13 protein-coding genes are annotated in these 10,949 nt (G+C 70.5%); all 13 read right to left on the bottom strand.

From position 1 onward, the window contains the following. Positions 1-92: 92 nt before the first annotated feature. The 13 genes from tatC to ACFC1R_RS33205 all read right to left on the bottom strand — a co-directional run bounded on the left by tatC (position 93) and on the right by ACFC1R_RS33205 (position 10,882). On the bottom strand, positions 93-1,034 hold the full coding sequence (gene tatC, locus ACFC1R_RS33265; RefSeq protein WP_375945094.1) for a twin-arginine translocase subunit TatC: 942 nt from the start codon (positions 1,032-1,034) through the stop codon (positions 93-95). A 69-nt stretch (positions 1,035-1,103) separates the two neighbouring features. After that, positions 1,104-1,367 (bottom strand): Sec-independent protein translocase subunit TatA, encoded by a 264-nt coding sequence (gene tatA / locus ACFC1R_RS33260; protein WP_375945093.1) that lies wholly within the window; start codon positions 1,365-1,367, stop codon positions 1,104-1,106. Between the two features lie 157 nt (positions 1,368-1,524). After that, entirely contained in the window at positions 1,525-1,737 is a 213-nt protein-coding gene (locus ACFC1R_RS33255) for a hypothetical protein (protein WP_375945091.1), read from the bottom strand. Between the two features lie 142 nt (positions 1,738-1,879). Continuing rightward, positions 1,880-2,113, bottom strand: coding sequence for a hypothetical protein (locus ACFC1R_RS33250; RefSeq protein ID WP_375945089.1), 234 nt, complete (start codon positions 2,111-2,113; stop codon positions 1,880-1,882). A gap of 3 nt (positions 2,114-2,116) precedes the next feature. Then, on the bottom strand, positions 2,117-3,073 hold the full coding sequence (locus tag ACFC1R_RS33245; protein ID WP_375945087.1) for a helix-turn-helix transcriptional regulator: 957 nt from the start codon (positions 3,071-3,073) through the stop codon (positions 2,117-2,119). Further along, a complete protein-coding gene (locus tag ACFC1R_RS33240; RefSeq protein WP_375945085.1) occupies positions 3,070-4,074 on the bottom strand; it encodes a helix-turn-helix transcriptional regulator in 1,005 nt (334 codons plus the stop codon). The genes ACFC1R_RS33245 and ACFC1R_RS33240 overlap by 4 nt, the downstream gene beginning before the upstream one ends. Positions 4,075-4,236: 162 nt before the next feature. Beyond that, positions 4,237-4,608, bottom strand: coding sequence for an FKBP-type peptidyl-prolyl cis-trans isomerase (locus tag ACFC1R_RS33235; protein ID WP_375945084.1), 372 nt, complete (start codon positions 4,606-4,608; stop codon positions 4,237-4,239). Between the two features lie 136 nt (positions 4,609-4,744). Further along, positions 4,745-6,052, bottom strand: a complete 1,308-nt coding sequence (locus ACFC1R_RS33230) for an FKBP-type peptidyl-prolyl cis-trans isomerase (RefSeq protein WP_375945082.1) — start codon at positions 6,050-6,052, stop codon at positions 4,745-4,747. Between the two features lie 203 nt (positions 6,053-6,255). Beyond that, positions 6,256-7,239: an FKBP-type peptidyl-prolyl cis-trans isomerase gene (locus ACFC1R_RS33225; RefSeq protein ID WP_375945080.1), complete on the bottom strand. Its 984-nt coding sequence runs from the start codon at positions 7,237-7,239 to the stop codon at positions 6,256-6,258. A 120-nt stretch (positions 7,240-7,359) separates the two neighbouring features. Continuing rightward, positions 7,360-8,721, bottom strand: coding sequence for a Pup--protein ligase (pafA, locus tag ACFC1R_RS33220; RefSeq protein ID WP_045304636.1), 1,362 nt, complete (start codon positions 8,719-8,721; stop codon positions 7,360-7,362). A gap of 139 nt (positions 8,722-8,860) precedes the next feature. Then, complete coding sequence (prcA, locus tag ACFC1R_RS33215) at positions 8,861-9,613, bottom strand: proteasome subunit alpha (RefSeq protein WP_375945078.1); 753 nt, start codon at positions 9,611-9,613, stop codon at positions 8,861-8,863. Positions 9,614-9,648: 35 nt separating this feature from the next. Further along, entirely contained in the window at positions 9,649-10,488 is an 840-nt protein-coding gene (gene prcB, locus ACFC1R_RS33210; RefSeq protein ID WP_375945076.1) for a proteasome subunit beta, read from the bottom strand. Between the two features lie 175 nt (positions 10,489-10,663). Then, entirely contained in the window at positions 10,664-10,882 is a 219-nt protein-coding gene (locus ACFC1R_RS33205) for a ubiquitin-like protein Pup (RefSeq protein ID WP_045304660.1), read from the bottom strand. Positions 10,883-10,949 lie beyond the last annotated feature (67 nt).

Genomic DNA, 10,949 nt, shown 5'->3' with positions numbered 1-10,949 from the left:
CCTGCTGTGACCCTGTAAGCTCTCCAGGGGTCGTTTGGCCCCCGTACGCCGTCTTTCGGCGGTCCGTGGCCTCGATCCGGGCCGGGGCCGGATCAGGTGATGTCGTCCATCTGGCCCTCGCCCTGGCGGGCCCCGGGGACGGGTGCGGGAGCGGCGGGCGCGGCCGAGGCGGTGACCGACTCGGCCGCGTCGACCTCGTCGACCGAGAGGTCCACGTGCGAGGCCTCGTCGTCGTCCAGGCCGGCGTCGGGGTTGCGACGGGCCCGGCGGCGGTCGTTGAACAGCGCGATGCCCACCGCGAGGAAGTACAGTGCCCAGATCGGTGCGGCCAGTACGAGCATGCTGACCGGGTCGGCGCTGGGGGTGGCGAAGGCGGCGAAGACGGTGATGCCCATCACCATGCCGCGCCACCAGCCGAGCAGCCGCTTGCCGGAGACCACGCCGCCGAAGTTGAGCATCACCAGCAGCAGCGGGAACTCGAAGGCGAGACCGAAGACCAGCACCATCCGGGTGGCGATGTCGAAGTAGTTCTCCGGCGGCAGGATCGGGGTGGTGCCGTTGGGACTGAACGAGATCAGCACCTGAACGGTGGTCGGCAGCAGCAGGTAGGCGACGGTGACGCCGGCCAGGAAGAGCGGGGCCCCGCCGACGATGATGCCGACCGCGTACCGGCGCTCGTGCCGGTGCAGACCGGGTGCCACGAAGGCCCACAGCTGGTACAGCCAGACCGGGACGGCGGCGACCACACCGGCGGTGAGCGCGACCTTCAGGGTCAGGGTGAAGGGCGTGGTCAGGCCGATGGTGGAGACCTGGGCGCACTTGCCGTGGAAGTGCGCGGCCTCCTCCGGGGTGTTGCACTTCGGCAGCGGCTGCATCAGGAACGACTCGAGCTGCCGGTGGTAGATCACCGCGACGATCGTGAACAGCACGATGGCCAGGACCGACTTGACCACCCGGTTCCGCAGTTCACGGAGGTGGTCGGCGAGGGCCATCCGGCCCTCGGGGTCCTTGGTCGGTTTCGAAGACTTGCTCAACCCCGGTCCTCAACTCGTGCGACGAAGCCCGCCGGGCGACGGGCTCCGATTAGTAAGTGTGCCGTCTGCTCAGTCCTGCTGGGCGGGGCCCTGCCCGGAGACCGGCCTGGAGCTCCCGGAGTCGCCCGGAGCAGCCTTGATCGTCCGGGGCGCTTCCACAGCCGGCTGCGCGGCCGGCGCGGTCGGCGCGTCCTCGCGCATCGCCTTGGTCTCGCTCTTCAGGATCCGCAGCGACCTGCCCAGCGCCCGCGCGAGATCGGGCAGCCGCTTGCCGCCGAAGAGCGCGACGGCGAAGACCACGAGCAGCAGGAACGCGACCGGTGAGATCCTCATGTGCGACCACCTCTCCCGCAGGGGCAGCACTCCCCCACTTCGGGCGATGGTAGCCCCTGGACGTGTCACCGGAACAAACCTCATCACCTCGCCGACACCGCCCGAGGTCCAGACCAGCCGCGCGAGGGGCCGTCCGCTCCGGCCCGGCATCAGTGCCCTAGGACTGGTGGCCGGCGGCCTGCGCCACGGCTTCGGGCACCCGGAGCGGCTCTCCGGCGAGCTCGGTCGCCGCTGCGGCCAGCGCCCGCGAGGCGGCGTCCACCTCACGTGCGAGCGCCCGTACGTCCAGCCAGAGCCGACAGGCGAGCGCACCGAGGACGAGCAGGCCGGCGGTGGCCAGCAGAACGGCGGCGACGATGGTCCATGACACGGCGGTCGACTCTACCCGCTCGGCCCCGCCGGGCCGAGCGGCACCCCGGGGCGGGGGCGGCCCGCGCGAGGAAGCGCGGGGCTCCGGGAGCCGCGCCCGCCCGCGCGGCCCCCGGTCCCCTGGCGGTCCGCTCAGCGGAGGCTCAGCCCTCCACCGTGAGCAGCCGCATGGTGCTCACTCCGGCGCCGACCAGCGCCGCGACGATCTTCTCCCCGGCGGGCTTGCGCACCGCGACCCCGCACTCGGGGCAGGTGAAGGCGTAGAAGGTGCGCTCCTTGCTGGCGCCGAGCGCCAGCCGGAACGCCGCCGCCGGAAGCTCCACCTTCTCCCGGCAGTGCGAGCAGTAGACCTTGAACCTGGTGCCGGCATCCCCCACCGCTCAGACCTGCCCCTCCCGGTAGAGCTCCAGCGCGGCCAGCGCAGCGTCCCTGGCCTGCTGGGCCAGTTGCGGCGGCGAGACGATCCGGCCCTCGCGGCCGAGTCGCAGGGCCAGCGGGCGCAGCCCGGCGGGGTCGGCGCTGCGCAGGGTGATCCGCAGCCCGCCATCGGGCAGTTCCTCGGCCGCGTCGTGGGGGTAGTACTCGGCGACCCAGCGGCCGCCGGGGCCGACCTCGACCACCACCTCGGGGTCGTCGGCGGCGGGGTTGACCAGCCCGGCGGACAGGTCGCGCGGCTCCAGCCGGGGCGGGTCCGCGGGCTCGTCCAGGATCTTGATCTCGGCGATCCGGTCGAGGCGGAAGACCCGCCGGTCCTCGGAGGTGCGGCACCAGCCTTCCAGGTAGGTGTGGCCCTCGGTGACCAGCCGGATCGGGTCGACCTCACGCTCGGTCATCCCGCCGCGGCCGTGCGACCAGTAGCGCAGCCAGATCAGCCGGCGTTCGCTGAGCGCCCGGTCGATGTCGGCGAAGACCTGGCCCTCGGCCTCGAAGGTGACCCCGACCCGGGCGCTGGACTCGGCGCTCTCGCCTGCCGCGTCCTCGATCTTGGCGACGGCCCGGGTGAGCGCCTGCCGGTCCCGCTCGCGCAGTCCGGGCAGCCCGGCCACCGCGCGGGCGGCGACCAGCAGCGCGGTCGCCTCGTCCGCGGCCAGCCGCAGCGGCTGGGCGACGTCGTCGACGTTGTGCCACCAGATCCGCTCGCCGTCGGTGTCGATGTCGAGCAGGTCACCGCCGCGGAAGCTGGTGCCGCACATCGGCAGCACGTTGAGGTCGTTGATCAGCTCCCGCTCGGTGATCCCGAACGCCCGGGCCACCTCGGCCACCTCGGCGCCGGGACGTTCCCGCAGGTAGGTGACCAGCGAGAGCATCCGCCTGGTCTGGTCGATCGCGTTGCTCATACGGCTGCTCCCGCCTCGTCGAGGCCGTCGGAATCGGCACCCTTGAGACCGGCCACGGCACGCAGCCGGTCGATGACATCCGCCCGCAGTTCCTCGGGCCCGAGCACGAGGAGGTCGGGGCCGAACTCGGCGAGGTCGGCGCCGAGGCCGTTGCCGTAGGGGATCTCCAGCTCGTCCCAGTCGCCGTCCACCTGGCGGGCGCTCAGCGCCTTGGTGCGCAGCGGGAAGCCCGCGCCCCTGCGCAGCCGGACGGTGGCGGTGGCGGTGGCGCCCTCACCGGCGAAGGAGGCGACCACGGCGCGGACGTCCACGTGCTCGGGGACGGCGCCGGTGAAGGAGCCGGCCCGGGAGCGGACCTTGCCGGTGATCCGGCTGAGCCGGAACACCCGGGCGTCCTGCCGGTCGCGGTCCCAGCCGGCCAGGTACCAGTGGCCGCGCCAGCACTCCAGTGCCCACGGCTCGACCGAACGCGGTTCGGCGGTGGCCGCTCCGGCCTTGCGGTACTCGAACGCGACCGGCCTGCGGTCGCGGGCGGCGACCAGCAGCGGTTCGAAGGCGGCCTCCCTGGCCGGGATGCGCGGCTGCAGCGCGCCGGGCTCGGCGTCGTCGGTGAAGGGCACCCCTGCCGCGCGGAGCTTCTGCAGGGCACCGCTGGCGGCGCCGGACATCTTGGCCTGCTGCCAGACCCGGGCGGCCACGGACAGGGCGGCGGCCTCCTCGGCGTCCAGGGCGATCTCGGGCAGCCGGTTGCGGTCGCGGCGGGCGAGGTAGCCGATCTCGCCGTCCAGGGCGTTCTCGTCGACGTCGATGACCAGGCCGAGTTCGCGCAGGTCGTCCTTGTCCCGCTCGAACATCCGGTTGAAGGCGTCCTCGCTGCCCTGCTGCCAGGCTTCGCGGTAGGCCTCGATGGACTCCCGCAGCTCCTTCTTGGAGAGCGGACGTCTGGTGTTCATCAGGCACAGGGCGAGGTTCATCAGCCGCTCTGCCTTGGCGATCGCCATCGCGGACCCTTCCTGGGGGACATTCACACTGCGGACATTCATGCTCGGGCGACCCGACCGTACCGGTCCGGGCACGCGCTGCAAAAGCCGGAGCGTGAGCGGGGGCACGGTACGGCTCAGGGCCGCACCCCGCGAGGCGGAGTACGGCCCTGAGCCGGCTGATCAGACGCCGAGCAGGTCGACGACGAAGATCAGGGTCGAGCCGGCCGGGATGAGCGGGCTCGGCGACTGGTTGCCGTAGGCCAGGTGGGCCGGGATGACCAGCTCGCGGCGGCCGCCGACCTTCATGCCCTGGACGCCCTGGTCCCAGCCCTTGATGACGCGGCCGGCACCCAGCGGGAAGCGGAACGACTGGTTACGGTTCCACGAGGCGTCGAACTCCTCACCGGTCTCGAAGGTGACACCGACGTAGTGGACCTCGACCATGGCACCGGCCTTGGCCTCCGCGCCCTCGCCGACCTTGATGTCGCGGATCTGCAGTTCGGTCGGCGCCTCGCCGCCCGGGAAGTCGATCTCCGGCTTGGTGATGCTCACAACAGACTCTTCTCATTCGCTGGTGTACACGACGGAGCGGCAGGCGCCCGTACGGAGAACCGTACGGGCACCCACCGCCCACTGTGGTCAGGGCCGACGGCGGGTCGCCCCGCGCCGGTCACCGGACCATTCTCGGCTAGCTGTCGGCCACGCCGACACCCGCATCCAGAATGTCGATCACGAAGACGAGTGTCGAATTCGCCGGGATGGACCCCTTGGCCTGGTCCTTGTAGCCGAGCGAGGCCGGCACCACCAACTCGATCCGGCTGCCGATGTTCTGGCCGATCACGCCCTTGTCCCAGCCCTCGATGACGTTGCCGCCACCGGTGACGAAGCTGAACGCCTGCCCCCGGTCGAGCGAGGAGTCGAACTTCTTGCCGTCCTTGTAGAGCGCGCCGGTGTACTGGACCACGACCTTCTCGCCGGCCTCGATCTTCCGGCCCTTGCCCTGGATCAGCACCGCCGACTTGAGCTCGGTCGGGTCCGCCACGCCCGGCTCCGGGGTGATGTCGGCGGCCTTCTTGCCGTTGTCCTTCACCTTGGGCATCCCGGCCGGCGGGTCGGCCATGTCACCGCTCAGCGTGGCGTCCGGAGCGGTCGCCTGCCGGATGTCGAGCACGAAGACCAGGTTGTCGGTGCCGGCGACCCCCATCTGACTGTTGCCCTGGGCGCCGAACGCGGCGGCCGGCGGGGCCACCACCAGCACCCGGCTGCCGACCTTGTGCCCGGCCACCGCACTGTCCAGCGCCGGGATCAGGGTGCCCGCACCGGCCTGGTAGATCTGCGGCTTGCCGCGCTCGTACGAGCCTTCGATGTCCTTGCCGGTGGTCCAGTCCTTGGCGGTGAAGTCGACCGTGACCCAGTTGCCCTTCTCCACCTTCGGGCCGCTGCCCTCGGAGACCTGCTTGACCACGAAGGAGCCGTCGGCGGCCTCCTTGGGCACCTCGATGCCGGCCTTCTTGCCGAAGTCACCGGTGATCGTCGGCAGCACCTTGGCGGTGTCCTTGATCGGCGGGACGGGAGCCGTGGTCGGCGCGGTCGAGGTCGGCGTCGGGTCGGCCTGCTTGGTGGTGCCCGAGTCCGGCTTGTTGGTCAGGTAGAGCGTCACGCCGCTGCCGACCAGCAGCACCGCGAGGACCGTGCCGAGGATCACACCGAGCCGGCCGGCCGACCCCGGGTTCTCGTCGTAGCCGGACTCGTCGACCTCCTTCTTGCGCACGGTGGAGGCGAACACCTGCGGCGCCTGCTCGCCCCGCTTTTCGCCGCCCGCGACGGGCTGCACCGGAACCTGTCCCCAGCCCGCCTGCTGCGTCAGGATCGACGGCGGCACCACGATCGACTCACCGTCGCCGGGCAGTGGGCCACCGGGCCGCGAGGCGGCCGGGTCACCGACCGCACCGCCGCCCGCCGTGCCCTTGCCCTGGCCCGAAGTGTTCTCAGTCATGACTCCCCGTCCATCCCAGCGGTCCGCCCCCTCACCAGGGCCTGACGACTCATACCACATGCGGAAGGGCAGCAGTATGTCAGGTGATGATGAGGCCGGGCGGTTTGACCGCCCAGGCCGTCCCGGGGCCACGGCCACCGAGGTTACGCGAGGGACGCCCGCAGGGCCCCGCCGCGGTGGGCGGCGGGGCCGGCCGGGACGGGCTAGACGGCCTCCAGGATGTCGATCACGAAGACCAGCGTCGAGTTCGGCGGCACCGCCGTCTGCGGCTTGTCCTCGTAGCCGAGCGCCGGGGGCACCACCAGCTCCACCCGGCTGCCCACCGTCTGGCCGACCAGGCCCTGGTCCCAGCCCTTGATCAGGCTTCCGGTGCCCACCTGCAGCGCCTGCGCGCCGCCGTGGCTCCAGGAGGAGTCGAACTGCTGCCCGTTGCTCCACAGCACCCCGGTGTACTGCACCACGATGGTCTGCCCGGCCTGCACCTGCTTGCCGTCACCCTTGACCAGCACGGACTTCTGCAGGTCGGTCGGCGGAGCCTGACCGGCCGGAATGGTGATCGTCGGAGCGGCCTTGCCGTTGTCCTTGACCTGCGGCATGTTGGGCTGCGGCTCGGTGATCGCCCCGGTGATGGTGGCGTCCTGCGGGACCGCCTGCATGATGTCCAGTACGAAGACCACCGTGTCCCCGGCCTGCACCCCGAGCGTCGAGTTGCCCTGGGAGCCGAACGCCGCCGCCGAAGGGGCCACCACCAGCACCCGGCTGCCCACTTTGCGGCCGATCACCCCCTGGTCGAAGGCCGGGACCAGCTGACCGCTCAAGGCCTGGAACAGCTGCGGCTTCTGGTTGGCGTCGTACGAGCTGCCGACCTCCTTCCCGGTGGTCCAGTCCTTCGCGGTGTAGTTGACCGTCACCCAGTCGCCCTTGGCGACCGTCGCCCCCTCGCCCTCGCTGAGCGCGCTCACCACGAACTGCCCGCTCGGCTGGCCCGGCGGAATCGTGATGGTCGCCTTGCTCCCGAAGTCCCCTGCCACCGTCGGCATCGGAGAGGCGGAGGCGACCGGGCTCGGCACCGCGCTCACCGAGGCCGAGGCGCTCGGCGAGGCGCCCGGCGAGGAGGACGTCCCGCTGCTGCAGGCGGCGAGCAGCGCCAGGGGAAGGGCAACCAGAAAACCGGCGATTCTGCGCATACCGGTCAGCCTATGGCCCGATTCGTCCCCCATCGTGCAGACACAGCGCGCAGACGAAGGGATGGTGATCGGACCTGCCGTCCGATCACCATCCCTGGGCCGACGTCACCTCACAGCCGGTCACATACCCGCGATGAGCTTCTCCACCCGCTCGTCCACCGACCGGAACGGGTCCTTGCACAGGACCGTGCGCTGCGCCTGGTCGTTCAGCTTCAGGTGCACCCAGTCCACCGTGAAGTCGCGGCGCTGCTCCTGCGCCCGTCGGATGAAGTCGCCGCGCAGCCGGGCCCGGGTGGTCTGCGGCGGCACCGACTTGGCCTCGAAGGTCTTCAGGTCGTTGGTGACCCGCTGCGCCTGCCCCTTGTTCTGGAGCAGGTAGAACAGGCCGCGCCGGCGGTGGATGTCGTGGTACGCCAGGTCGATCTGGGCCACCCTCGGGTGGGACATGCTCATCTGGTGCTTCTCGCGGTAGCGCTCGATGAGCTTGTACTTCATGATCCAGTCGATCTCGGTGGAGACCCTGGCCAGGTCCTCGGTGCGCACCGCCTCCAGGGTGCGGCCCCACAGGTCCAGCACCCGGGCCACCGTGCCGGTGTTGATGCCCTTGCGGTCGGCGAAGTCCAGCGCCTTGGTGAAGTACTCCTCCTGGATGTCCAGCGCGCTGGCCTCCCGGCCGTTGGCGAGCCGGACCTGGTGGGTGCCGGTGAGGTCGTGGCTGACCTCACGGATCGCCCGGATCGGGTTCTCCAGGGTCAGGTCGCGCATCACGACCCCGGCCTCGATCAGGCGCAGCACCAGGTCGGTGGCGCCGACCTTGAGCAGGGTGGTGGTCTCCGACATGTTGGAGTCGCCGACGATGACGTGCAGCCGGCGGTAGCGCTCGGCGTCGGCGTGCGGCTCGTCGCGGGTGTTGATGATCGGACGGGAGCGGGTGGTCGCCGAGCTGACGCCCTCCCAGATGTGCTCGGCCCGCTGGCTGACGCAGAACACCGCGCCGCGCGGCGTCTGCAGCACCTTGCCCGCACCGCAGATCAGCTGGCGGGTGACCAGGAAGGGGATCAGGATGTCGGCCAGCCGGGAGAACTCGCCGTGCCGGGCCACCAGGTAGTTCTCGTGGCAGCCGTAGGAGTTCCCGGCCGAGTCGGTGTTGTTCTTGAAGAGGTAGACGTCCCCGGCGATGCCCTCCTCGTGCAGCCGCCGCTCGGCGTCGACGAGCAGGCCCTCCAGGATGCGCTCGCCCGCCTTGTCGTGGGTGACCAGTTCGACGACATCGTCACACTCGGGGGTGGCGTACTCGGGGTGCGAGCCCACGTCGAGGTACAGCCGGGCCCCGTTGCGCAGAAAGACGTTGCTGCTGCGGCCCCAGGAAACTACGCGGCGGAAGAGGTACCTGGCCACCTCGTCAGGAGACAGTCGTCGTTGTCCCCGGAACGTACACGTGACACCGTACTCGTTCTCCAGCCCGAAAATTCGGCGGTCCATGACGCATCTTTTCTCTTCCGGGAGCCATCCGAAACCCTTGCGGGGCGATGGCAATCCAATCACGAGGAGATGTCAATTGGCCGCAGGCGTACGGGAGTCCCGTACGGCGGATCGACCGTACGGGACTCCCGGAGCCGGGCTACTGCGCCGTGTCGTCGTCGGCTGCGTCCTCGTCCGCGGCGGCGCTCTCGTCGCCGCGGAGCAGGCGGCCGAGCTGGCCGCCGAGGACGCGCTTGAACTTGCGCTTCTGGAGGCGCTGGCGGTCGAGGACGGCTACCTCCAGCTGCTCGGGGGTGAGCACCCGCGGGGTGCCGCCGTTGGGGTCCCTGGCGAGGCCCTCGACGGCCACCTTGAGGGCCTCGGCGAGGCTCATGCCGGTGCGGTGGCGCTGGCCGATGTAGTTGCCGATGGAGTCGGCGTTGCCACCGACCACCACGGTGTTCTTCTCGTCGACCACCGAGCCGTCCGGGGTAAGCCGGTAGATCTGGTCGTCGTCACCGGTGCGGCCGACCTCGGCGACGATCAGCTCGACCTCGTACGGCTTCTCGCCGACCGAGGAGAAGATGGTGCCGAGCGTCTGGGCGTAGACGTTGGCCAGGCCCCGGGCGGTGACGTCGGCCCGGTCGTAGGAGTAGCCGCGCAGGTCGGCGTAGCGGACGCCGCCGATGCGCAGGTTCTCGAACTCGTTGTAGCGGCCGACCGCAGCGAAGGCGATCTTGTCGTAGATCTCGGAGACCTTGTGCAGGGCCCGCGAGGTGTTCTCCGCGACGAAGAGGATGCCGTCGGCGTAGGTGAGCACGACCACGCTGCGGCCGCGGGCGATGCCCTTGCGGGCGTACTCCGCACGGTCCGCCATGGCCTGCTGGGGGGAGACGTAGAACGGCGTGGACACCGGTGGTCGTCCCTTCTGGTGAGGAGGTGGGCGGACTAGAGGAGCGGGGCCTGCGGGCCGTCGGGGTGCTCGCGACGGTGGTCGGTGATGGAGACGGCGATCGTGGCGACCTCGGTGTCGGACAGCCTGCGGAAGCCGTCCTCGGTGATCAGCGAGACGATCGGGAAGATCTTGCGGGCCAGGTCGGGGCCGCCGGTCGCGGAGTCGTCGTCGGCCGCGTCGTACAGCGCCTGGACGACCAGGGTGGCGGCCTGATCGGCCGTCATGCCGTCCCGGTAGAGCTTCTTCATCGAGCCGCGGGCGAACAGCGAGCCCGAGCCCGTGGCGGCGAACCCGCGCTCCTCGGAGCGGCCGCCGGTGACGTCGTAGGTGAAGATCCGGCCCCGGTCGAGGTCCAGGTCGTAGCCGGCGAACATCGGGACGACGGCCAGGCCCTGCATGGCCATCCCGAGGTTGCCCCGGATCATCGTGGTGAGGCGGTTGGCCTTGCCCTCCAGGGAGAGCACCGTGCCCTCGATCTTCTCGTAGTGCTCCAGCTCCAGTTGGAACAGCCGGACCATCTCCACCGCGAGGCCCGCGGTGCCGGCGATGCCGACCGCGCTGTACTCGTCGGCCGGGAAGACCTTCTCGATGTCGCGCTGGGCGATCACGTTGCCCATGGTGGCCCGCCGGTCGCCGGCGATCACCACACCGCCGTCGAACACCGCGGAGACGATGGTGGTGCCGTGCGGCGCCTGGACGACGCCCTCGGGCAGGCTGCGGCCACCGGGGAGCAGCTCCGGCTTGTGCTGTGCCAGGAAGTCGATGAACGACGAGGACCCGGGGGTCAGGAAGGCGGCCGGTAGACGCCCGGTGCCACCAGTGTTGGCTTCCACTCGATTCCTTCCAGGTAGATCATTTCAGATGCCCCGGACCTTACCCGTTCTGCGGCGCCGAACCACATCGCGGGGACGTCCGATTATCAGCGCATTCGCGCGCAACGAGCCGCCGGGACCCATTGCGCGCGAATGCAAACCGTGTCAGGCCGACATTCGGCATCGGACCTTCAGGTCACTCTCCGCCCTTCTGGACAAACTGCCGCACGAAATCCTCGGCATTCGACTCCAGGACGTCGTCGATTTCGTCCAGAACCGCGTCGACGTCATCGCTCAGCTTTTCCTGGCGCTCCTTGAGGTCCTCGGACTGCTGCGCGTCGGCAGCCTGCTCCTCGACCTCCTCGGAGGAGCGGTTCGCCCGCTGCTGGCCGCCACCGGTGTCCTTGCTCGCCATTTCCCTCACCCCGCTCGATTCGTCTCGCACGGCTGGTCTGCGGTGTTGCTGATCAGACCCTATCGAC

The organism is Kitasatospora sp. NPDC056138 (genome assembly GCF_042264695.1).
In the GTDB taxonomy this organism is placed as follows: domain Bacteria; phylum Actinomycetota; class Actinomycetes; order Streptomycetales; family Streptomycetaceae; genus Kitasatospora.
This window is presented reverse-complemented; position numbering and strand designations above follow the sequence as displayed.

What these genes read in the sequence shown, in the direction of transcription:
- tatA (WP_375945093.1), bottom strand. Translation starts at nt 1,367, where the DNA reads ATGAGGATCTCACCGGTCGCGTTCCTGCTGCTCGTGGTCTTCGCCGTC.
- ACFC1R_RS33245 (WP_375945087.1), bottom strand. Translation starts at nt 3,073, where the DNA reads ATGAGCAACGCGATCGACCAGACCAGGCGGATGCTCTCGCTGGTCACC.
- ACFC1R_RS33240 (WP_375945085.1), bottom strand. Translation starts at nt 4,074, where the DNA reads ATGGCGATCGCCAAGGCAGAGCGGCTGATGAACCTCGCCCTGTGCCTG.
- ACFC1R_RS33230 (WP_375945082.1), bottom strand. Translation starts at nt 6,052, where the DNA reads ATGACTGAGAACACTTCGGGCCAGGGCAAGGGCACGGCGGGCGGCGGT.
- ACFC1R_RS33225 (WP_375945080.1), bottom strand. Translation starts at nt 7,239, where the DNA reads ATGCGCAGAATCGCCGGTTTTCTGGTTGCCCTTCCCCTGGCGCTGCTC.
- pafA (WP_045304636.1), bottom strand. Translation starts at nt 8,721, where the DNA reads ATGGACCGCCGAATTTTCGGGCTGGAGAACGAGTACGGTGTCACGTGT.
- ACFC1R_RS33205 (WP_045304660.1), bottom strand. Translation starts at nt 10,882, where the DNA reads ATGGCGAGCAAGGACACCGGTGGCGGCCAGCAGCGGGCGAACCGCTCC.